This window comes from Nitrospirota bacterium (assembly GCA_030645475.1).
Lineage (GTDB): Bacteria > Nitrospirota > Nitrospiria > Nitrospirales > Nitrospiraceae > Palsa-1315.
The window spans coordinates 36,643-59,556 of record JAUSMA010000054.1; the positions used below are offsets into that span (position 1 = coordinate 36,643).

Sequence of the window (22,914 nt, forward strand, 5' to 3'; positions counted from 1 at the left end):
AATTCTTCTTCGAGCAACAGTTGTGCCATCTTACTCGACTATGAAAAGATGAACCAACCTTACGGATGGGGGGTATTGAGTGAGCCAACCTTCGACTTCGCCACTCGTGCTGCTGGGCTCCGGCTATACGGGGCATGTGTTGTACACCATGGAAGCCGCTCAAGGACGGACGATCCTGGCCACGAGCAGAAATCCTCTTTGCCATCTCGCGGAGATGCCCTCGGAACAACGTGTGATATTCGACCTGGAACAGCCCTCGACCTGGATGAATATCCCTATAGGCGCCGATCTCGTCTGGTGCTTTCCGGCAACTCCGCTTCATCAGGTAGAAGCCTTCGCGGGCTGGCTCAACGCCTCAGCCAGACGCCTGGTGGTACTCGGCAGCACCTCTGCCTATGAAGTCGGCGAATCTCAGGACTACCCGCCGCAATGGATCGATGAAACCGCGCCAATCGATCTGACCAAACCCCGCGTTCAGGGTGAGGAGTTCTTACGACACACATATGGAGCGATCGTCTTACGCGTCGCGGGCATCTATGGGCCCGGGAGAAATCCGTTGAATTGGATCAGGCAAGGCCGCGTCGGCCCATCACGGAAATATGTGAACTTGATCCACGTCGAAGACCTGGCTGCCATCTGCCTCGCCGCCATCGAAAAAGGAACCCCTGGCGAGGTCTACAATGTCAGCGACGGCCAACCTCACACATGGAGCGAAATCTGCGCCACCGCGCAACAGCGATGGAACGTGACAGCGACAGCCGCAAAAGAAGACTCTTCATCGGGAAAACGAATCAGCACCGCCAAAGTTCGCGTTCAGCTAGGCTACGACCTGAAGCACCCGGACTTATACGAAGCCCTGCAAACACTGACATAGAAACTTCACATATTGTGGCTCTTGCGGACGATCAAACTGGCTCTCCAACTAGGCCGCAGACGAAGCCCAACCGGAGGCGTACCCGTAGGGTACGTTGAGGATTGGGTTGAGTTGAGAACGACGTTGGAAGCCAGTTTGATCGCCCGCTACCGTAACAACGCCATCACGGCCAGACAAACGAGCAAATTATTGATGGCATGCGCCAACATCCCAGGCAAAAGACTCCCGGTTTTTTCATACATCCAGGCCCAGAGCAGACCACTCCAGAGCACACTGATGAAACCGACCAATCCATAACCATGGGCAATGGCAAAGATGCTCGCACTGATCAGCGCGGCAGGCAGGAAGCGGAACCTCCGGCGTAGAATCGCGAACAGGAGCCCGCGAAATGCGAGTTCTTCAAACACGGGCGCAAAGATCACATACTCGACCAAGCTGATCGCCGTCAGCATCGGTGAGGCCCAGACAAGATCTGCGTCGAACCATTCAGCCCAATGACTCGTCAGATGAAGCGGCTCCGACAGCCAATCCATCACCCACTCGCCCCACAACCCGGCAGCCACCACCGCCAAGACCGCGGTCGCCAAACGTCCGGCACGGGCCCATCCGATCTCCAGCCCAAAGCCTTCGTCAAACGTCATCCCGGCCGGCCGGAAGAGGTGGCGATGGGCTAAAAAGAGTAACGGCAGATTCGTCATCGGAATGGCCAATGCCCGAAGCGACGCATTGTCGGGCGGCGCATAAATCAAAAATAGCGCAGTACCCATCGCACCGATCGCGCCGCCGCGCAGCAAGACTGCCGCACCGATTCCGCCTGGCCAGGGCGGCGGCACGCCCGGTTCATGGAGCCTGACGAAGCTGGACGGCTCCTTCCGCCTCAGCCAGATGAGTACTAAGCCCACCGTCCCAAGGACCAGCGCGCTGAGCTCGACAAGCGTGACGCGCTGCGACCGGACAAATTGACGGTCGACGCGGACCGCAGCCTGTTCCTGAATCCTAACCACGAGTGCGTGATCCTTGGCACGGCGGGCCAACCCTTCAGCCAGGCGATCGTAAAACCAGCCGGCAGGCAACAGCTCTGCCAGCTCGGCTTGCCACAAGACATACCGGTCCGCATCCTGAGCCGGTCCTTCGCCATAGGCGGCCATCACCAGATCGGCAAACTGAGGCAGCGGATCGTCCGCTTCGGCCCAGTCGTGCGCGGAGAGGAGCGCCTGCGACACATGGCCGGCCTCAGCTTGAAGAATCGCTAACTGAAGCGGCACGACAGGATCGGCAGAGACCCTGGCCAATTCTCGATACCATTCAATCGCATGAGCCTGTTCAGCCTCGCGATCGCCGGAGGCCCAGGTAAAGAGCCATTGCTCCCATGGTCTCGCACGCTTGAGACCTTCATGAACATCCATCGTCCGACTGACCATCAGACTGAGCGCTTGCTCAGGTGCCTCGATCCGCTCCAGCTTAGATGACGATGCGGACAGCCACACCACCATGGCCAAGGCCCCCACGAGAAATATGGCTGCCAAGAGCGTGATCTTGGGCGAAAATCGTCCGGGATAGATTCCGACCGGGGGCGGCGCGTCCGTGGCTCGCCACCAGGATTGTGGCGGCGGCGACTCGTTGAAGGGCACAGTCTCTCTCTCCATCATAGTTCGAACTATAACATGCTGATTTTCCGACTCGAAACCCCTCAAAGTGACTAGACCACGCAAAAGACCCATCAGAATACCCGTGGCCGAAGGCAACTGAACTCCGCTATACTGAGCCGTTTTCTTTTCCGCCTGGGGGAAAACCAAACTAGGCAACATGATCATGCGCTGGTTCATCCGTCTGGAGCGACAGGAGTAGCCCCCTACAGGATGCTCAAAAAGGTCGTCCAGCAAGGCCGCAGCGAGTGAAGACCCGAGGCGTACCCGGAGGGTACGTTGAGGGTCTGAACGATGCGAGAACGCTGCTGGCGGACTTTTTCAGCATCCTGTGAGATTCGGAGTGTGATGCCCTTTCCAAACTTCATCCCGCCACGCCGGCTGCTCCTTGGCCCAGGACCCAGCATGGTGCATCCGCGAGTCCTCCGCGCACTCTCGACTCCTCTGGTCGGCCATCTGGACCAGGCCTTTCTCGGGATCATGAACGATATCCAAACCCTGTTGCGCGGCGTCTTTCAGACCAAGAACCGGTTCACTATCGCAATCTCCGGCACCGGCTCAGCCGGGATGGAAGCATCGATGGTGAATATCGTTGAGCCGGGCGATACCGTGATCGTCGGGGTCAATGGTGTGTTTGGCACAAGATGGGCCACCATCGTCGAGCGGTGCGGTGGCAAGGCCATCCGCGTAGAGGCCCCCTGGGGGCAAATCATAGAACCAGAGGCCATCGAACAGGCACTGCGCCAATCCGGCCCGGTGAAGGCGGTGGCCATCGTCCATGCGGAAACATCGACCGGCGTCTGGCAGCCGCTGGAGCCCATCGCCCGCCTCTGCCGCGAGCATGACAGCCTGTTTCTCGTCGATGCTGTGACCTCGTTGGGGGGCGCCCCGGTCGAGGTCGATCGTTGGGGCATCGACGTCTGTTATAGCGGCACACAGAAATGTCTGAGTTGTCCACCCGGCCTGTCTCCCTTCACCCTCAGCGAACGCGCATTGGATGCGATCAAAGCCAGGCGAACGCCCTGCCAGAGTTGGTACTTGGATCTGTCGTTGATCGCGGACTACTGGGCTGAAGGCAAGAGGGCCTACCATCACACGGCCCCGATCTCCATGCTCTATGCGCTACGGGAAGCGTTGCGCCTCGTCGACGAAGAAGGATTGCCGGCTCGCTTCGCGCGCCATCAACTCAATAGCGACGCCTTGACCGCGGGCTTGATCGAACTTGGACTTCAGCCTCTTCCCCCCACAGGATATCGACTCCCGATGTTGACCTGTGTCACAGTCCCCTCCCATATTCCTGAGGCCGAGATACGGACGAAGCTACTCTCGATCTATGGCATTGAAATCGGCGGCGGGCTCGGCCCCCTCACAGGAAAGGTCTGGCGTATCGGCTTCATGGGCGAATCATCGACCGAAGCACACGTCTTAACCCTGCTCAATGCGTTGGAAGAACTCGGTATTCGCGGCGGGTGGTTGTCCACTCCCGGAGTCGGACTCCAAGCCGCAGCACGGATCTATAACCGCAAGGCGTCTTAACGGCAAAGGACATCACTCTCATGGATAACAAACCATTACTCTGGGTACTCGGTGGCGGGTCCTTTGCTTTTGTCGCCGTCATCACCTACTGGATCTTTGCCCTGACATTGGCCAATCAGATGAAGGCTGATCTCGTTCCGCCGGAAAAGGCCGCGTCGTATATCCACGCCTTGATCGAAGCCAACCGAAAAAACTACACGGAAAACGTCGTGGATAAACTCCGCAAGGCAGGACTCGCGGTCGCGATCGAACATTGGCGAGACGAAAAAGGCGTACCCCTGCCTGCACAATTTCTCTTGGAGTCCGGGCGGCTGGTCGCACAAAAGGATCTCAAGTTCACCTTCCGGCTCGCCAGCATGACGCCGATCTATGTCTGGAACGGTGCGACGACAGACTTCGAACGAAAAGGGCTCGACACCGTCACCAAAGATCCCTCAAAACCCTTCGGGGGGTTCGTCAGACTCGACGGTGGCCGCTACTATCAAACGATTTATCCGGATCTCGCGGTCGCCCAATCCTGCGTGACCTGTCACAACGAACATCCCAACAGCCCGCGCCGCGACTACAAAGTCGGCGATGTGATGGGCGGCATTATCATCACCATCCCCATCGATATACCATGATGAAATCCTTTGCCATTCGCTCAGTGCGCGTCATCGACGGGACCGGTCGGACGATCGAACGGGCCACGGTGATTATTCGAGGGAAGACCATTGCCGCCGTCGGACCGGATCGAGAGCTCTCTATCCCACATGGCGCGACCAAGATCGATGGCCGGGGACTGACCCTGCTGCCGGGATTGATCGACTGTCACGTGCACTTCTGCCTCGGAGCCGAGCCGGATGTCGTCGAGGCGATCGCGAACGAGACGCCCGCACTGACATTGCTCAAGTCCAGCCGGGCGGCGCACCAGACCTTGGAGGCAGGCGTGACCACCGTACGCGACGTCGGGTCGCGAGACCATGCCATCTTCACGTTGAAGCAGGCCATCGATACGGGCCTCGTGCCAGGCCCTCGCATCGTCGGAGCAGGCCTGGCGATTTGCATGATCGGCGGCCATGCCCGGTTTATCGGTCAGGAAGTGGAAGGGGTCGAACAAGTCCGTGCTGTCGTACGCGCACAAATCGCCGCTGGAGCCGGCGTCATTAAAGTCATTGCCTCTGGCGGTGTCCTCACGCCAGGCACCTCGCCCGACCAGGCCCAAATGACGGTGGAAGAACTCAGGGCCGCCGTGGAAGAAGCCGGGCAAGCGGGGAGGAAAGTCGCCGCCCATGCCCATGGATCATCGGGGATGAAAAATGCCGTCCGCGCCGGAGTCCATTCGATCGAGCATGCCACGCTCATGGACGAAGAAGCCGCAACCATGATGCGTGGACAGGGTGTCTTCATGGTCCCGACCCTCTCCGCGCTGGCCACTACGGCCGCCTGCCGCCTCGGGTGCGGGGTGCCTGACAGTGCTCGCGACAAGGCCAAATCGATGACGAAACGTCATGCCGTCAGCTTCAAGAACGCCCTGCGTGACGGCATCCAGATTGCGATGGGCACCGACGCGGGGACGCCCTTTAACTTTCATGGCGAAAACGCCCAGGAGCTCGAACGGATGGTCGCCTTCGGCATGAGCCCGATGCAGGCCATTCTCGCCTCGACCTCCGCTGCCGCACGTTTAATCGGTATTCAGGACCTGGTGGGAACCATCGAGAAGGGGAAAGTGGCAGATCTTCTACTGATCGAAGGCAATCCGATCCGCCACATCGACCTGCTCCGCGACCGCAGCCGGATTGTCGGGGTCATGCAGGCAGGCACGTGGGCGGCGGGACCTCTTTCGAAGACGTGAACCGCGAGACGTGAAAGGTGAAACGTAAAACGAGAAGAACCTCCTTCGTTTCACCTTTCACGTCTAACGTCTTTCGTAGAACAATTCCAGTGCGCTGGCAAAACCCTTGATGCGTCCTTTGCGGAAGACGTCCTCGAGCTGTCCGCGCAACGATCTCACGCCTCCCTCGTCGCCACGATTTGCCACCCCTTGGGACAACAACATCTCCGTGGCCACTTCGACGAGCCGCTGCTTGCGCCCCTCCATCTCAACCGTGACGAGCTCCTCCATAACCTCCGAGGCCCGTTCCCGAATAATGGCTTCCTTGAACGTGTCATATCCTTGATCCGCCACCGTCCGCTCGCGAATCACGGCGAGTTCCGCTTTGATCCGCTTCACGTCTTTCATCAACAGGGCGAAAACTTCCTTGCGCCCTTCATCGAAGAGCTTCAGCTCCATCTCGTCGAGAATAACGGCTGGATCGATCGCTTCATCCCGGGTGGTTTCATCCCCCCAATTGAGCCGATCGTAGTTCCGCCGCTTCTCCGGGTCACCAATGATTTCATACGCCGCATTGAGCTCACGGATCTTGGATTCCGCCTGTGTGCTCTCGGGGTGGCGATCAGGATGGTGCTGAAAGACCAGCTTCCGGTACGCCTTCTTGATCGCGTCGTCGGACGCGTCGCGCGAGACCCCCAGCACCCGATAGTAGTCGATTCGTGCCATGGCGGCGACTATAGCATGGGACTTCGCCTGGCTACACCTTGCCCCACGCATTGCACAACTCTAGCCTGGCGCAACTCCCAACGGCATGCGGCATGCGAAATAACCGCTTCAAATTTAGCCTGAATCGTGCGACCCCTTGACATCCCCTTAAAGCGGCTTATGGTGTAAATATGACTAACACACCGCCACCCAAAGCCCTGACCCACGACGAGAAGAAAGCTGCGGATGCGGCCTTTGCCGGTCGCCCCTTCGATGAGTCCTGGTCTGCTGCCGCCCGAGCCGTGTACGACGGTATTGTGAAGGCCTTGCCTCCCACAGACGCCGTGAGCTCTGCTCCCTCCACCGTAGAAGAATCCGCGGAGGCTCCGTCCGCGCAACATGAACCGCACGAGGCTCAAGAGCCTCTCTCGCTCGAGCCGGTCGATGGACAAGAGTTGGTAGAGGGGACAGTCCTGCCTCCGGCCATTCGCGACCGAGACGCGGCTATTCAAGCCGGAACCTTGATCGACGTGACGCCAACTGCCCTGCAACTGGGTATCACCTTCCCGGTCACGATCACCCGACCGCTCTGGGAAGTGGGCATTGTCACAACCCACGCACTCCCTGAAGCAGATCAAACGAACCGGTTACGCGACATTCTCATGGCTTTTCGCCTGCGCCTGGCCAGTCTGACAACCGTATCGCCCCTGCTCGACTTTCCAGTTCTGCTGGCCTTACCGCCGAGCACGGTGCCACAACCAGTGCCCCTGTTTGCGCTCATTCAGCCGGATCCCACGCACCAGGCGAATGTGACGCTACTGTTGCCGAACGAAGTGTCCCTCTCCATCACCTCGCTGAATTAACAGGCTGTTGAAAAAGACCGTCAGCGGCGTTCTCGGCTCGCAAGAATCCTCAACGTACCCCGAGGGTACGCCTCCGGTTCTTGCTCCGCCTGCGGCCTTGCTGGCGGTCTTTTTGAACAGCCTGCTGGCTCATCGGCCATCATCGAAAACGTCCCATTCGCCGAACCCTACCAGGGCAGAAACAGTTCCCCTTCAAGCGACTAAGCCAAATCGCTTCTGAATAAAAGCACGCTCCTCCGCCTCCGTTGTGATCGTTCCATCGATGCGTGCATCTAACAATTTCCCCAAGATGGTCCCGTACTGCGGTCCTGGCTGCAGCCCCATGGACTGAAGATCTCGTCCCGTGAGTGCCGTCTTGCTCGTTCGATTCTTCATATAGGCCACAAGTTGCCCCTTCAGGCCGCTCAATATCGCCGCTTGCTGCAGACTCATCTGCTTTGCAAGAGCCAGGACGAGCGTCTCATCCGGAAGGTCTACCAAGAGGCGATAGACCTGCGACTGGCGTACGATTCCCTCATCGGCCAGTCTCTTCAGGACACGATCGACCAACGTTCCGCCGGCACTCACCTTCCTGGCTTGTTCCCGTGACAGTGCGAGCCGCCTGATCATCGTCGCCATCACAGCCGGGCTCGACTCGCTCGAGAGAGCCATGAAATAGACGATTGGCTTGTCGATCTCACGATCCGGGAATCGACGCGTCCACCAGGTAAGCGCCTTGGGAACGGCCGTCACCACTCGCTTCACGTTCGTCGTGTAGGTCAAACGGCGATGAAGGAACCGGAGCAACCTCAACTGCGACAACCGCGCCATCACCCGCACCGGATTGCGCTCGCCGAGCAGCAACAGGATTTCGTTCTGCAATCGAGGACCGGAGAGTTGCTGGATCAGACTCGTGGAGGCCGCTTGTGCGAGCAGGCGACTCGTCTTGCGCTCAAGGCGGAACTTGAGCCGTTGTTCGAACCGGACCGCTCTGAAGATGCGCGTGGGATCGTCCTGAAAGCTGCCTGCATGCAGCACGCGGATCGTACGCGCACAAAGGTCGCGCTGCCCTCCATAGGCGTCGAGCAGCTGTCCGAACTGTCCGGGATTCAGTTGCAGCGCGATGGCATTGATGGTGAAGTCCCGCCGGTAGAGATCCTCTTCGATCGACGCAGGCTGAACCGTCGGCAGGACACCTGGCAAGGCATAGGACTCTCGCCTGGTCGTCGCGATATCCATCTTGAGCCCGTCAGGAAAGACCAGTCGCGCCGTCGCAAACCGTTCGAATACCGCAAGCCCAGCGCGATAGCGGTCGGCAACCAGTCGAGCGAAAGCAACACCATCTCCTTCAACCGTCAGATCGAGATCCAGGGTCGCATGCCCCAGCAGCAGATCCCGAACCACACCGCCGACGAGATACAGGGACACGCCCCGTTCATCCGCGAGAGCTCCAAGCTCACGAAGAAGAGACCGACGCTCTTGAGGGAGGCGATCCAACAGATTGCGACTAGTCATCCGACCTTTCATGGGACGTCATTGTAGCAACCCCGCTTCATATTCGAAACAGAGCGAGGAAACAGCCTCTCGCAGAAAGCCCATCCACGTTTATACAAAGACATGGGCTCGCGGGTGGCGACAAGGAGGCAGTACCGCTGAAAGACGTGTCCGTATGGGGAGTACGAGCGAGAACGAGATCCGCTTTCACCCTGGCGAGACAGTTCTCGTAATCATCGGCAACCGCAAGGCCAACTCAGCAGCACTGGCCTTGACTCCCTGCTGCACCAAGGCCAGGACCTCGAGAAGATTGAATGGCTTGAGGAGATAGGCCACAGCCCCCAACCGCATGGCCTCTTCAGCAGATTCGAGACTTCCCCTCCCAGTCACCACGATGACTTTGACGGCTTGGCCACTTGCCCTCACCCGTCGAAGCAACTCCATTCCACTGATATCAGGAAGGCCGACATCCATGATGACTAGGTCCATGGGACCTTCACCAATAATTTTCAGCGCGGCAGAAGCCGTCTCCGCCGTATAGACCCGATAGAACGAACTGAGAATCATACAGAGGGCCTTTCGAGGCCCCTCTTGATCCTCAACGATCAAAACGTTTGGCTGAGAAGCGCCTATCGCCATCACATGCTCCGCACACATTCGCTGATCCGACGCCTCATCATACCTGCACATCACATGTCCCACTAGGTGCATTGGCACTCTAAGTCCATTTAACCACGTAACGATAAAACACTATATCTCCGGAGAGGCATCCACGGAGAGAATGACTCTACCGACGGATTTGTCCTACAGCGCCGCCAGGCCGAAGTCGACCGTAACACCTCAATACATTGAGGCATTGGGCAGGAAGCCTGCTCAGCTGAACGGGCTGACATCCTTTCTTTGTCGCACGCATTGTAGGAATCGCCCTACAGCCGACATAGACTCAGGCGTAGTGACAACTCATCAGTATCGGTGCGAATCCAGCCATGCACGCCGGCGTCCTGCTATAACCATCGCCCTGCGCCTCAAAGAGCCAGTCGCCCTCCCACGGCTGACTCGTTTTTTCCTGGCATTGCATGCACAGCGTTTACCTTTTCCTACTCCCGCCGTCTTACTGAGTGACAGGTTGATTGGTGGGGGCCTCCGGATGAGAGAGCCGGTTCCATCCCATCCAAGAACAGCCGCGACTCATACGTATCATCCACTCTCTTGCACAGAAGGAGCGCACATCATGAAGAACAGTCTATTGAAAGTCGGAACGATTGCCAGCTTGGTCATGGCCATGGCAGCCCCCGCCATTCTGCCGAATATCGTCTTCGCGCAGGCGGATGTTCGCCAGGAAGATCGGCGGGCGGATCGGCAACAGGATCGCCAAGCGGATCGGCGGGAAGATCGTCAGGCCGATCGCCAGCAAGACCGACAGGCTGACCGGCAACAGGATCGCCAGATGGACCGTCAGGCGGATCGGCAGATGGATCGCCAGGCAGATCGGCAGCAAGATCGGCAAGCGGATCGGCGTGCCGATCGTGGTGGACGCGGCCGGTAAGTTTGTTCACACGAACGACAAGAGGGGCTCACGACAGATGTCGTGAGCCCCTCTTATTTTTCACCTCAGCCCCCCGAGGATCTACTGATGCCGCTTACCTTGGCGGTCGTGCTTTTCACAGGCAATGTGGCGCGAGGCACGATCCTGCGCATGGTCGATTCTAGCCCGCTCTCTCTTGGTGACCGTCCCATCTGACTTCGCCTTATCTTCCATCTTATTGATGTGTTCCTGCTGCTTGTTCAAGCGATTGGCTTCACGCTCATTCAGCTGGCCACTGGCAATCCCCTGATCGATCCGCTTCTCCTGATTGGCTTGCCGCTGATCGATCACGGGCCCGTCTGCCTGTGCGTAGGCCAGCCCCATGGTCAAGATGACTGCGCTGATGGCGAGCAACATCTGCTTCATGATTTCCTCCTCAATTAGGTAACGTGTGAGCCCCTGCCTGCAACAACGCGCACACCAACTGTGTGTTGACCACAGAATTCAACCACTTGCCAGCAGCACCCCTTCTGCCAAGACTCATTGGTTTCGTCCAAGGGTTTGTCCTTTTATTCAATGGAAAAGGGCTGCCCTCTCACGAAGGCAGCCCTGAGAATAACTCCAAATCACACATTTTAGTGGTCTCTTCCTCCGTGACCACTCCCTCCGCCTCGATCAGGTCGGCTGCCACGATCGGAACCTCCGCTGCGGTCACCGCCACTGCCACCCCGATCCGAGCTGCCGCTTCGATCGGAGCTCCCACCATGATCGCCACGGTCGCCGCTGCCGGATCCGCTGCGATCTTCCCGAAACAACCGGTCTCCTCGCTCTCCCCGGCTCACCTGTTCGCGAAGGGTCTGCAGACTCGCACGGCCATCATGGAACTCAGCTCCACGGCGCTTTACTTCCCGGCTGAGATCGAGCAATTCGGACGATCGATACCCTTGGCGAAGGCCTTCGCCCACCAGCGCAGTCCCATCCTTTGACGAAATTCGGCCCTCTTTCATCACCGCCAGGCTCTTGGCCCCGGCGGCCAAGGTCTCCTGCGTGACCTTCTGTTTTCCATCCTGAGAGACACGGGCAAGTTCCCGCACTTCCTCCGAAGAGGCGCCACGGGACAACGCATCGGCCATCATCTCGATAGCCCGCTGACGATTGCCTTCCGCCACACCGCGCGTCCCGACTTCTCGAAGAACTTCTTGCGCCGACTCAAAATGGGTCACGAGCTGGCGTAGGACCGGATCGATCCGCTTCGGCTCCACGCCCTTCGCCAACCCTTCTTTCACTTTGTTGGCCAAGGGTTCCGTCGGCAGACCCTTTTCTCCCGCTTTCGCCACATGGTCCAGCAACTGATTGACCTCTTCGGCCGAATAGCCTTGGGCCGAACGAAGCCGGTTGATCTCCTCGCGATCTTGGACCGACAGCGTCTCCGCCTGAACGGCCGCGACCGGCAGCCAGAGCGCTACGATGATCAACCCCATGTGTATATTTGTTTGTATACGCATCGCCTTACCGCACCACGACCACACCGTTCGTGTGCCCAAACCCATCGGTCACAAAATCTTCTGCCATCGGCGGCGTCACCCATCGAGTGCCGTTCACGAGATAGATGAAGGTATATTCCCCTTCATTCAAGGGCACCTCGGCCGACCAGAGGCCGTTGCGGTCAATCGCCTTCATCGGCGTGGCCCCCTTGCTCCAGCTGTTGAACGATCCCATCACGAATACCTCTGTGGCATCCGGTGCCAAAAGCGTAAATCGTACGCCCCCTGACACCCGCTTCGGCAACTCGGGCTTCATCGTCTGTGCGCAGGCCGACAGACCGATGAACAACAGCACGATCACGAATCTCGGCACCATCTTGCTCATGCGCGTGAGCGTACCCAACTGCGCGACTCGATGCAAGGAAGTCGATATGAGGATTCGCAGGCTGTAAAAAAATCGAAACTCCCAATTCGCAATGCGGTCTCCGCACATTTATCATCGTATCTGAACAGGCCACGGGATGCTCAAAAAGGCCGTCCTGCAAGGCCGCAGCAAACGAAGAGGCGAGGCGTACGCGTCGGTACGTTGAGCCTCTGAGCGCGGCGAGAACGCCGCTGGCGGACTTTTTCAGCATCCTGTTAGATACTGACATCGAGCACCGCATTCTGCGCTCCAAACCCATCGCCTGCCCCCTCTGCTGCCAGTGGGTCGGCAATCCATTGTTTGCCATCGATCACAAACATATATTGATAACGTCCCGGCTTCAGTGGAATCGTCGCCGTCCACAGGCCACCTTCGGATCGTTCCAACTGCGTCTGCCCTGGATTCCAGCCGTTAAAATCTCCCGCGACCGAGACCGACTTGGCACCAGGCTGAAGCAACACGAGCCGCACAAACACGGTAGTCTCTTGCCCAGGTGCGAATGACGCCTGCTGCGCCTGCCCCCCGGCAACCGGCACAGGCACTTCCACAATCCGTTCAGGCCCAACACGCAGCAGACCCACAACAGCGACCACCACCACACAAGCCGCAGCCATCGCGCCGGCCAGATTCCACTCCAACGTCCGCGGCAACGTCATGGCTGCGCGGAGTCGATCCCAGAGGCTGATGGACTCCGGCGCAAGCTTGGCCTGCACCTGCGCCATAAATCGCGCCGACGGCGCGACACGAGGCAACTGCGCTGCTTGGCTCACCACGAGTTCAAGGTTCAGCCAGCGCCGCCGCAACGACTGATCGGTATCCATCGCCTGAAGAAACGTCACCCGCTCCTCCGGCGTCAGATCGTCATCGAGAAAGCGTTGGATCAGCAGCTCTTGTTCTCGCATCGCTACGCCTCTTTCAATTCTGCCAACTCACGACTCAACTGCACCCGTCCCTTATACACCCGCATTTTCAACGTATCGCCATTTACCCCGAGAATCTCCTGCATCTCTTCGTAACTCAACCCTTCGACATGCTTCAAGACAAAGGCTTCTCGGTAGAGGGGCGGCAGCCGCTGGATCGCCCGATCCAATTCAGCAGCAACTTGCTGCTGCGACAAGAGCCGTTCCGGGGTCCGCGCCTCCACCACTCGATCGTCGAGCACGTCTTCGATCTCGACATCTTGGAGCCCCTGCCCTGGCCGTTTGACTCTAAGCCAATCCTTGCACTTGTTGGCTGCGATCCGGTAGAGCCAGGTGGAAAACTTCGACTCGGCCCTGAACGTCGGCAGCGCTTTGAACGCCGCCACAAACGTCTCTTGGGCCAGATCCTCCGCCTCCGTCCGATCCCCCACCATGCGGTAAGCCAAGTTCACAATCACCGTCGCATATCGTTCGACTAACTGGCCGAATGCATCCTGGTCCTGCTTGAGGCAGCGAGCAACCAACTTGGCCTCGTCTGCCGCTCCTCGTGGGTCTAGCAGTATCGCCATGCTCGTTCACCCTGCATGGCCGCTGCCGAATATCCCATTCTGCTTCCCTGATCTATTAGACGAGTCATCACGGTGAAGGTAAACGCCTACAAAATGATTAGAATCGGTAACTGGCCCCGACCGAGAATGCTTGATCCGGAGCCCCATTGGATACGCCTAGCGTCACACCGGCATTCAATCTCCAGGCCGCCGAAGCCGTATAGTTCACCGCGAAGAAAACATCACGGGCATTTACAAACCCCGGGACAATGGCTCGGTACTCTTCGAAATAGACGCTCGCCAAGAGATCTTTCGTCACGTAGTAACCGGCCCCGACGTCATACCAATATTGATTCTGGAAGTTCAGCCCATCGGGATCCCCGATGATGTTGTAGCCCCCATCCAAAAATGCAATCCAACTATTGCCCAACATTTTGGACATTTCGATGCCTGCCCCATAGTCCCATTCGCCGGTTCCAAGGCCCTGGCTGGCACTCGCCGTCGGCATCTTCACCCGTCCCGTTACCGCGATAAGCGGGAGATAGTCATTTTCTTCCACTACATAGTAGCGCCCTCTCAGAATAATATCGCCGAGACCCGACGTCGTTACTTTTTGTCCGGCTGTTCTGGTTGTAGTTCCGCACGTGCGGTTCTTCCCGCTCACGTTAGAATTCTTCCCGCTACAGCCTCCATCGTCAGGAGTGCCTCCCCCTCCACCGCCCGATCCACTATTCGTGTTATCGTCGACTCGTGTAGCCGTACCGCCGACAAGAGTGGTCCGTCCATCGCTAGTCGCGGTCACAAATGGGATAACCAGGGTCACATCGCCATCTTTAAACATTCTCCGAATCGATAGGGGCGCATAAAAAAATGTGCTGGTCGTGCCAGTCCCGAAGTTGCCACTGCTATAGCTGGGGGTAAACCCGAGCTGCCAATTGCGATCAGGGGAAGGTGGACCTTGATCGGTCTTATCCGCCGCATTGCCCACCATAACCCAGAGCCCCAAACACATAACGACACCGATCAGCACTCTTGTCCATTTCAACATCATGACTCCTTCAATCTTTCTATCTCTGATTCACACCATCGATAGCGCTCATAACACAGCGGCGTCGGGCAAGTCTCCCGACGCCGCCATCTCGCCGTAACCGACAGCGAGGTCGATCTAGTTGCGCCCAGCTCGCTCCGGCTTTTCCGGCCGTTCCGGTCTCTGCGGTCGTTCGGGGCGTTCCGGACGCTGCGAGCGCTCAACCCGTTCGGGGCGATTTGAGCGATCCATCTGGACAGACCGTGCATTGTCTCGCCCTTCCCGCCCATGCTCGCCCGCCACTTGATCTGCCCGATCGAGTCCGCGCACCTCGCCGCCGGCACTGGAACGGCGATCCTCCCGTCGATCTTCCTGCTTCAATCCTCGATCCTCTTGCCGTAACCCTCGATCCTCCTGGCGAACGTCACCCACCTGAGCAAATAGTGCGGGTACACCCACACTGGATAAGAGAAGCGACAAGACTGTGATGTGAGTTAAACGATTCATACCCTCCTCCTTTTTCTATGCCACGTTGAACACGATAACCAGATCGCCACATTGCTGCAAGCTCACAGCGCCCCAGGCCTCACACGACCTTGACTCTACCTAGTAAGACGAGGGAACGATGCCAAGGTAAACACCCTCTCTCACGCTTGATACGTCACCCCAAAAACATGAGCGCCAAGTCACGCCTTCGCAACCACTCGCTCTGTCCACCTGACCAAGATCGACCTTACCGACTACGGCTGGCTCGATCTGCTCGACGATCAAGCTGACGGTCCTCTCGGCGATCGGCCTGATGATCGAGTTGGCGATCCTCGCGGCGGTCTACCCGACGATCGTCGTTTACATGCCGGACATCGTCACGGCCACCATGGCCGGATCCACTATTGGCGGAACCAGGCCCACGATTATCGGATCCATGCCCGCTATTCCCAGAGCCGGGACCGCTGTTATCACTTCCACCTCGTCCGCCTCGAATGTCGGCCTGATTGCCGCCACGATCATTCACCCCCTCCAGGCGAAGTCGATCGAACTGCGCGCGAAGGCTCTGCCGTTCGGCTTCCGTCAGTTGCGATTGATCGACACCTTCAATCCTGGCCCGCAACTGTCCTTCTTCCCGTCCGACCCTTACCCGAACGTCACCGCTACGAAAGGTGACATTCCGTTCTGCGCCGTTCGCCGACGGCACGACGCTCGACACCTGGCGAAGCAGATTCTTGTTGGGATCGCTGTTCAGGAAGAGCACCCGCTGCTCGGCCTCTGTCAACGACACATTACGGAACTGCACTTCCTGCACCCCTGGCCGTGCGAATTGCGTTTGAATCGTTTGCTTCAGCGCCTCGATATCCACCGAGCCAGAGCCAGTCCTCGGCAACGCCCCGCTGATCTCGACCTGCCCATTCTGAATCGGCGAAACAGTTTGAGCCCAGACCGAACTCGTCACGAGGGCCAATCCACTCACAATCCATACTGTCAGCTGATTCACGCGAAACCCTTTCATGGTGCCCCTCCTTCCCCTGTTTGTTTCATAACGAAAACACTGACTGGCCTGCCGACTACGATCTCGGTTTAGGCAGATCCCCATGAGACGATCCTGCCGGCCTCGGCATATCAGCCAACACATCCGCCGACCAGGCGACGTGCGCCGGGCACCATTGCCATACACCGAGGGTGATGATTCGAGTAAGACCGGCAGGAATACAGGCCGTCGTATTCACCGACACCTTTCGATTGACGACACGCGTCGAAGCCCCACAACGATTCAAGTAGGGTTCGCTGGCCACTTTGTGCAGGTCGAAGTGAGGGACAAAGAAAGCGACCACCGGCACCGGCAGGACCGCTAACGAAGAGTTGTCCACCCATTCGCCTCCGGCGCAGTGGCCGTCCAACCCCGCGGTTCGTTTCACATCGTCTCGAACCAATGTCGACGTGCAACCAGGCAGGAGCAGAAGAATTAAAAGAACGAGCACACTCGCTGTTGAATGGACCTGTCGCATGAAGCCCTCCTTCCTCCTTCGCCTAATGGGTTAGACGAGGGAGGGGGAGAAAGGTAAACCCTATGCCCAGGAACGGTTATCGGACGCCTTCGAAAAACCCGCAGAATTGTACCGACCGGCGGAACTGGAGGAGGATAGATAGAAGATGCATCAAATGCCCATGTCAAAAACTTGCGCATCTGCGATGAAAAAAGAAGAAGAGCGAAGCGGAGGGACACCGGAATACGCGCTTCAAGAAAGGCAGGTCTCTAAGAGAGAATTGTGTCAACAACCTATACACTGAACGGAAACGCACAGGCGACAAGACCGACGTATCGCACGGCAGATCTTGTCGCCCCCACCCATTTCTAGATCTACGTTCAACCAATCCCCCTTATTGAATTACTGCATCACGCCAGTGGTGACGATACTCACAGGACCACTTGCCGGAGATACGCCCACGAAGGTGCCCGCCGGCGTCAGAACCCCGGTGTTGACATCAATCGTAAAGGCCGTCACGTCATTGGAACCTCGGTTCGCCACATAGGCCCTCCGCCCACTCACGTCCACGGTGATGGAAGCCGGGTTCAGCCCTGCGACAACCGGAGCGCCCGCAGACGTTAGCGCCCCGGTAATCCCATCGATCGCGAACATAGACACATTGTTGGAGCCGGTGTTCGCCACATACGCCCACCGTCCGCTCGGGTCCACCGTCACAGAGACGGGGTTTGCCCCCGTAGGAACCGAAGCGCCCACCGCCGTCAATGCTCCGGTCATGCTATTGATCCTGAATACCGACACATCGTTCGAGGTACCGTTGGCCACATAGGCAAACCGCCCGCTCAGGGCCACGGTGACGGAGACCGGATTCGTCCCGACGGCAAACGGACTACCCGCCACCGGCGTCAATGCCCCGTCGACTCGATTAATCGCATACGCTGACACGCTATTGGAGCCATGATTCACCACATAGGCCCACTGCCCGCTCAGATCCACCGTCACGGCACGAGGGCTAGCTCCTGCAGCAACCGAACCCACAGCGGTCAACCCCCCGCTGAGCCCGTCGATCGTGAAGGCCGACACATCGTTGGAGCCTTGATTCGCCGTATAGGCAAACCGCCCGCTTGGGTCCACGCTGACGGCCATGGGAGCCGTCCCGGCAGCAACCGTCCCCACGGCGGTCAATTCTCCGTTCGTACTGTTGATCGCAAAGGCCGACACATCGTGAGAGCCTTGATTCGCCGTATAGGCAAACCGCCCGATCGAGTCCACGGCTACAGCATGGGGAAGCGTCCCTGTGGAAAATGGACCGCCCGCCGCTGCCGTTAGTGCCCCGGTCGTACTGTTGATCGTGAACGCCGACAGGGTCTCGGACAATTGGTTCGCCACATAGGCAAACTTCGGCGTGAACTGCACTGGTGCCCTGCCACCGACAATAGTTAATGAACTCGGACCGGTGCGGGTGACAACGGTTCCGGACGTCGACAATGGTGTCAGCGCTCCGGTGACACCATTGATCGCAAAGGCCGACACGGTGTTGTCACCGAAGTTCGTCACATAGACGAATCGCTCGCTTGGGTCCACCGTGACATACATGGGGTTTATGCCTGTAGCAACCGGAGCTCCCACCGCCGTCAATGCGCCGGTCGTACTGTTGATCGTGAATGCCGACAGGCTGTTGTCACCAAAGTTCGCCACATAGGCCCACCGCCCGCTCGGGTCCAAGGTGATGGCACGAGGGTCAATCCCTGTTGGAACCGGAGCGCCAGCTGTCAAAGCGCCAGTCGTGCTGTTAATCGTGAAGACCGACACCGTGTTGTCACCGCGGTTCACCACATAGGCCCACCGCCCGCTCGGATCAACGACGACGGCGCGGGGGAGTGTCCCAGTGGAAAACGGACTGCCTACCACCGCGGTCAGCGCTCCAGTCGTATTATTGATCGTGAAGGCCGACACGTTGTCGGAAAAAAGATTCACAACATAGGCAAACCGCCCGCTCGGGTCGACCGTGATATACATGGGAGCAGTCCCTGCGGCAAACGGACTGCCCGCCACCGCACTCAACGCCCCCGTCGTGTTATTGATCGTGAAGGCCGACACGTCGTTGGACACACGGTTCGCCACATAGGCCCACCGCCCACTCGAATCCACGGTGACAGAAAGGGGGTTTGTCCCTGCGGGCACCGATGGGCCTACCACCGTAAGCGTTCCGGTTGTGCTGTTGATTGCGAACGCCGATACGCCACCGGTGATTTCGTTCGTTGCATACGCGAATCGACCGTTTGGGGACAAGGAAACGGAGCTGGGATTGAGCCCTCCCGTCGTGACGTACCCGAGCGGTCGCAACTGTCCGTTTGTCGGATTGACTGCATAGATAGAGAGCGAGTTCTCGTTCCCGTTCGTCACATAGGCAAACCGAGGCACACTAGCAACAACTGCTGCCGATGATGTTGGTGCGACCGCCCCGCTACTTCCGCCATCGCCGCCCCCGCCGCATCCCGCTAGAATGACACCCATAATGCCAAGTGTCGCAAGCGACAACACCTGGGCCCCCTGCATGATCCCCCTGATCGAGCAAGAAAATCGTTCCATCGTGGTCATCCTTACCTCCGAAATTCGTCGTTCACCCTACATCGTTCAAAAGCAAAATGCTGAATCGGCACTACAGCCCTCTTGCTTATATTTATAGCAGGCTCCGTAGGTAGGGACTATCCCTCAAGAGATGAGGGAGACCCCCTCCTTTCGAGGGCCCCTCTGGCCATTCCACCCAGCGGAGAATTCCAATATTGAAGAGTCCGAACCTTGAGGTTCAGACTCTTCCCGGTGATGAGAAATTCTATGGAGCGGTCGAGGAGAGCGTCGACACCGCAACAGGGTCATCAAAAAATGCACAGACACCCGCTGCCCTAACAACGGCCGTCCAGGAGAAGCACGCACTGGATATCAGCAGCGAGGGGAGAGGCGCCGTCAGAAAGAAACGAGGGATACACCAATAGCAAGGAAACTAGGCAGAACAGACGAGAGAGGGAATCTGGTTAATTTTGTAAAACGAAGCCGATCCTCGCGGGTACTCATTGTGCCAATTTCGTGTCCTTGACCTTCAACGCATCCTCAACCAGAGTAAGCACCTCTTGAAAATTGAACGGCTTGAGCAGATAGGCCACCGCTCCCAATCGTAACACTTCTTCAGCAGACTCGATGGAGGCCCCCCCGGTCATGACAATCACTTTGACCTCTTGCCCGCTAGCTCTGACCCGTCGAAGCAACTCGATACCGCTATAGTCGGGAAGACCGACATCCATAAGGATCAGGTCGATGGGGCATTCGACAATAATCTTTAGCGCAGCTGAGGCCGTCTCCGCCGTATAGATCCGATAGAACGAGCTGAGAATCATCATCAGGGCCCTACGCGGGCCCTCTTGATCCTCAACAACGAGAATAGTCTGCTCAGATGGGGTTGCTGCCATACGTACTCCGATTCAACATGATACTCCAAGTGGGCCATATATATCACAATTCTGATTCCTTCTGACCTTCAATTCCACGCTCACGGCCTAAAAATACGGCATTACCTCAAGCGCGGCAGCCCTAAACCGCAACACTTCGGCTCTAGCAAGCCTCAGTAAATTTATCCTGAGATCATAGGTCAGTAGGGACAGATCGGCCACAACGGAGGAACTACCGGGATGAGTGTTTGACGGTCGACCCTGTCATCAAGTTAAAACTGACACAATAGTTTGCTACGTAACGAGAAGCAGACAGGCGACAAGACCGACACGTGATGCGTCGATCTTGTCGCCCTCGCCTAAATCCTGCATTTCACAATCTGCTAACCGCGCCTCTACTCGATTACTGTACCTGTCCACTCGTGATGACGCTTACAGGCCCACTAGCCGGAGCCGAACCCGCAAAGGTACCTGCTGCTGTCAGCGCCCCAGTGGCGTTATCAATCGTAAAGGCCGACACGTCATTAGAGCCTTGATTTGCCACATAGGCGCGCCGTCCGCTCGGATCCACCGTCACGGAAGCAGGATTCAGCCCTGCGGTAACCGTACCCACAGGCGTCAGCGCCCCGGTCAGGCTGTTAATGGTAAACGCCGACACATTATTTGCGGCACTTTGGTTCACCACATAGGCCCACCGCCCACTCGGGTCCACCGTGAGAGAAACAGGATTCGTCCCTGCGGCAACTGAGGCCCCTACTGCAGTCAAAGCCCCGGTCGTGCTATTGATCGAAAATACCGACACGTCGTTAGAGAGTTCATTCACCACATAGGCCCACTGCCCACTCGGATCCACCGTCACAGAGACAGGATTTGTCCCCGTGGCAAATGGACTGCCTGGCACCGCCAGCGCCAACAACTCGCCAGTCACGCGATTGATTTTAAACGCTGACACGCTGCTGGAACCTCGGTTGACCACATAGGCCCACTGCCCACTTGGATCCGCCGTCACAGAGACAGGATTTGTCCCCGCGGCAAACGGACTACCTGGCACCATCAACGCCGTCAACCCTCCAGTAACGCTATCAATCTGGAACGCCGACACATCGTTGGAGCCGAGGTTCGATACATAGGCAAACCGACCACTCGGGTCGACGGTCACGGACACAGGATTCGTTCCGGTGACAATCGGAACACCCACCGCCGTCAACGCCCCAGTGGCCGCATCAACCGTGAACGTCGACACAGTGTTGTCGCCAAAGTTCGCCACATAGGCCCATCGCCCGGCCGGATCCACCGTGACGGCACGAGGCGTCGTACCCACAGCAACTGGAAGGCCTACGGCCGCCAACGCTCCGTTCGTACTATTGATCGCAAACGCAGACACGTTATTGGACAGTTGGTTCGCCGTATAGGCAAATTTCGGCGTGAACTGCACCGGCGCAGTCCCGCGGACCAGAGCGAGAGAGCTAGGACTAGTGCGAGCTGCGACCGTCCCGGACGTGGCTAAGGGGGTCAGAGCCCCCGTCGTGCTGTTGATGGCAAAGGCCGACACGGTATTGCTGACTTCGTTCGTCGCATAAACAAACTGGCTATTGGGATCCACCATCACGGAGATCGGACCACTTCCCGCCGGACTGTCTGCTATCGGGCTCAAGGACCCGGTCGCACTGTTGACTGTGTACGCCGACACGCTATTGGCTCCAAAATTTGCCACATAGACCCACCGCCCGCTCGGGTCCATCGTGATAGCCCTCGGGTCCACGCCTGTAGGAGTCTCGAAGCCCATCAACTTTGTCAGCGCCCCCGTCATACTGTCGATCGCGTACACCCAGATATTGCTGTCGTCGCGATTCGCCACATAGGCCCACCGTCCACTCGGGTCCACGACGACAGCACGCGGGCTCGCCCCCGCGGCAAACGGGCTGCCAGGCACTGCCGTCAACGCCCCTGTGGTGCTATTAATCGCATAAGCCGACACGTTGTCGGTGGCGAGATTCACCACATAGGCGAACCGCCCGCTCGGATCCACCGTCACCACCATAGGATTTGTCCCGGTAGCGACTGCGCCGACGATCGTCAGCGCCCCGGTTACGCTATTGATCGTGTACGCCGACACGCTGGCGGCATTACGATTCACAACATAGGCAAACCGCCCGCTCGGATCCACCGTCACCGACGTGGGCAACGGACCGGCCGCGATCGGTGCGCCCACCGCCGTCAAAGCCCCCGTCGTACTATTGATCGTGTACGTCGACAGACTGTCGCTTTGGTTCGCGACATAGGCGAACCGCCCGCTCGGGGCCACCGTAATGGAGAAGGGCTGGAACGCGGAGATCATGTACCCGAGTGAGCGTAACTGACCACTGCTCGCGTTGACCGTGTACATCGAGATAGTGTTCTCGTCCGTATTCGTGACATAGGCAAACCGGGCCACAGCAGACGTTGCTGGGGCTACTGGTGACACTGGGGCTGGGGCTGCCCCACCTGCCCCACCTCCTCCGCCACTCCCGCAAGCTGCCAGGGTGACGCTCACGAGACTTATCGCCGTGATAGTCACCAGCCGTGCGGCCTGCCTTAGGATGCTAATCAAGTGAGGGAATCGTTCCATCGCTGTCATCCTAACCTCCTAGATTCGTCGTTCACCGAGTCTC

Annotated in this window: 22 protein-coding genes; 6 read left to right on the forward strand and 16 right to left on the reverse strand. The window is 58.2% G+C overall.

From position 1 onward, the window contains the following. Nucleotides 1–79: 79 nt before the first annotated feature. Entirely contained in the window at nucleotides 80–874 is a 795-nt protein-coding gene (locus Q7U76_09240) for a hypothetical protein (protein MDO8356559.1), read from the forward strand. A 146-nt stretch (nucleotides 875–1,020) separates the two neighbouring features. Here the strand turns inward: Q7U76_09240 and Q7U76_09245 are convergent, their stop codons facing one another. Next, the gene (locus Q7U76_09245) at nucleotides 1,021–2,523 is read right to left on the reverse strand and encodes a CPBP family intramembrane metalloprotease (protein MDO8356560.1); all 1,503 of its coding nucleotides are present in this window, start codon (nucleotides 2,521–2,523) and stop codon (nucleotides 1,021–1,023) included. Nucleotides 2,524–2,868: 345 nt separating this feature from the next. Here Q7U76_09245 and Q7U76_09250 point away from each other — a divergent pair, with 345 nt between their 5' ends. The 3 genes from Q7U76_09250 to Q7U76_09260 are packed head-to-tail and all read left to right on the forward strand — an operon-like array spanning nucleotide 2,869 to nucleotide 5,890. After that, nucleotides 2,869–4,056 (forward strand): alanine--glyoxylate aminotransferase family protein, encoded by a 1,188-nt coding sequence (locus Q7U76_09250; protein ID MDO8356561.1) that lies wholly within the window; start codon nucleotides 2,869–2,871, stop codon nucleotides 4,054–4,056. A 20-nt stretch (nucleotides 4,057–4,076) separates the two neighbouring features. Further along, on the forward strand, nucleotides 4,077–4,679 hold the full coding sequence (locus tag Q7U76_09255; protein MDO8356562.1) for a DUF3365 domain-containing protein: 603 nt from the start codon (nucleotides 4,077–4,079) through the stop codon (nucleotides 4,677–4,679). After that, nucleotides 4,676–5,890 (forward strand): amidohydrolase family protein, encoded by a 1,215-nt coding sequence (locus Q7U76_09260; GenBank protein MDO8356563.1) that lies wholly within the window; start codon nucleotides 4,676–4,678, stop codon nucleotides 5,888–5,890. Before Q7U76_09255 ends, Q7U76_09260 begins: the two co-directional genes overlap by 4 nt. 63 nt (nucleotides 5,891–5,953) lie before the next feature. On the opposite strand, the gene Q7U76_09265 is transcribed toward Q7U76_09260, so the two are convergent. Next, nucleotides 5,954–6,595, reverse strand: coding sequence for a DnaJ domain-containing protein (locus tag Q7U76_09265; GenBank protein ID MDO8356564.1), 642 nt, complete (start codon nucleotides 6,593–6,595; stop codon nucleotides 5,954–5,956). A 170-nt stretch (nucleotides 6,596–6,765) separates the two neighbouring features. Here Q7U76_09265 and Q7U76_09270 point away from each other — a divergent pair, with 170 nt between their 5' ends. Beyond that, entirely contained in the window at nucleotides 6,766–7,437 is a 672-nt protein-coding gene (locus tag Q7U76_09270) for a hypothetical protein (GenBank protein MDO8356565.1), read from the forward strand. Nucleotides 7,438–7,629: 192 nt separating this feature from the next. On the opposite strand, the gene Q7U76_09275 is transcribed toward Q7U76_09270, so the two are convergent. Both Q7U76_09275 and Q7U76_09280 read right to left on the reverse strand, forming a co-directional pair. After that, entirely contained in the window at nucleotides 7,630–8,931 is a 1,302-nt protein-coding gene (locus tag Q7U76_09275; GenBank protein ID MDO8356566.1) for a hypothetical protein, read from the reverse strand. A 186-nt stretch (nucleotides 8,932–9,117) separates the two neighbouring features. Continuing rightward, complete coding sequence (locus Q7U76_09280; protein MDO8356567.1) at nucleotides 9,118–9,549, reverse strand: response regulator; 432 nt, start codon at nucleotides 9,547–9,549, stop codon at nucleotides 9,118–9,120. 592 nt (nucleotides 9,550–10,141) lie between these two features. Here Q7U76_09280 and Q7U76_09285 point away from each other — a divergent pair. Then, nucleotides 10,142–10,456 (forward strand): hypothetical protein, encoded by a 315-nt coding sequence (locus Q7U76_09285; GenBank protein ID MDO8356568.1) that lies wholly within the window; start codon nucleotides 10,142–10,144, stop codon nucleotides 10,454–10,456. Between the two features lie 81 nt (nucleotides 10,457–10,537). On the opposite strand, the gene Q7U76_09290 is transcribed toward Q7U76_09285, so the two are convergent. The 12 genes from Q7U76_09290 to Q7U76_09345 form a co-directional block, all read right to left on the reverse strand. Next, nucleotides 10,538–10,861 (reverse strand): hypothetical protein, encoded by a 324-nt coding sequence (locus Q7U76_09290; protein ID MDO8356569.1) that lies wholly within the window; start codon nucleotides 10,859–10,861, stop codon nucleotides 10,538–10,540. A 209-nt stretch (nucleotides 10,862–11,070) separates the two neighbouring features. Continuing rightward, nucleotides 11,071–11,916, reverse strand: coding sequence for a hypothetical protein (locus tag Q7U76_09295; protein MDO8356570.1), 846 nt, complete (start codon nucleotides 11,914–11,916; stop codon nucleotides 11,071–11,073). Between the two features lie 28 nt (nucleotides 11,917–11,944). Continuing rightward, a complete protein-coding gene (locus tag Q7U76_09300; protein ID MDO8356571.1) occupies nucleotides 11,945–12,304 on the reverse strand; it encodes an isoamylase early set domain-containing protein in 360 nt (119 codons plus the stop codon). A gap of 254 nt (nucleotides 12,305–12,558) precedes the next feature. Beyond that, nucleotides 12,559–13,245 carry an isoamylase early set domain-containing protein gene (locus Q7U76_09305; protein ID MDO8356572.1) on the reverse strand — a complete coding sequence of 229 codons (687 nt, stop codon included), beginning with the start codon at nucleotides 13,243–13,245 and terminating at the stop codon, nucleotides 12,559–12,561. A gap of 2 nt (nucleotides 13,246–13,247) precedes the next feature. Beyond that, nucleotides 13,248–13,832: a sigma-70 family RNA polymerase sigma factor gene (locus Q7U76_09310; GenBank protein ID MDO8356573.1), complete on the reverse strand. Its 585-nt coding sequence runs from the start codon at nucleotides 13,830–13,832 to the stop codon at nucleotides 13,248–13,250. Between the two features lie 97 nt (nucleotides 13,833–13,929). Beyond that, nucleotides 13,930–14,862 carry a transporter gene (locus tag Q7U76_09315; GenBank protein MDO8356574.1) on the reverse strand — a complete coding sequence of 311 codons (933 nt, stop codon included), beginning with the start codon at nucleotides 14,860–14,862 and terminating at the stop codon, nucleotides 13,930–13,932. A 114-nt stretch (nucleotides 14,863–14,976) separates the two neighbouring features. Then, nucleotides 14,977–15,345, reverse strand: coding sequence for a hypothetical protein (locus tag Q7U76_09320; GenBank protein MDO8356575.1), 369 nt, complete (start codon nucleotides 15,343–15,345; stop codon nucleotides 14,977–14,979). 226 nt (nucleotides 15,346–15,571) lie between these two features. Further along, nucleotides 15,572–16,342 (reverse strand): hypothetical protein, encoded by a 771-nt coding sequence (locus Q7U76_09325; protein MDO8356576.1) that lies wholly within the window; start codon nucleotides 16,340–16,342, stop codon nucleotides 15,572–15,574. A gap of 55 nt (nucleotides 16,343–16,397) precedes the next feature. Next, nucleotides 16,398–16,838, reverse strand: coding sequence for a hypothetical protein (locus Q7U76_09330; protein ID MDO8356577.1), 441 nt, complete (start codon nucleotides 16,836–16,838; stop codon nucleotides 16,398–16,400). Between the two features lie 381 nt (nucleotides 16,839–17,219). After that, nucleotides 17,220–19,409, reverse strand: a complete 2,190-nt coding sequence (locus Q7U76_09335) for a beta-propeller fold lactonase family protein (protein ID MDO8356578.1) — start codon at nucleotides 19,407–19,409, stop codon at nucleotides 17,220–17,222. A gap of 479 nt (nucleotides 19,410–19,888) precedes the next feature. Next, complete coding sequence (locus Q7U76_09340) at nucleotides 19,889–20,284, reverse strand: response regulator (GenBank protein ID MDO8356579.1); 396 nt, start codon at nucleotides 20,282–20,284, stop codon at nucleotides 19,889–19,891. A 382-nt stretch (nucleotides 20,285–20,666) separates the two neighbouring features. After that, the gene (locus tag Q7U76_09345; protein ID MDO8356580.1) at nucleotides 20,667–22,880 is read right to left on the reverse strand and encodes a beta-propeller fold lactonase family protein; all 2,214 of its coding nucleotides are present in this window, start codon (nucleotides 22,878–22,880) and stop codon (nucleotides 20,667–20,669) included. Nucleotides 22,881–22,914 lie beyond the last annotated feature (34 nt).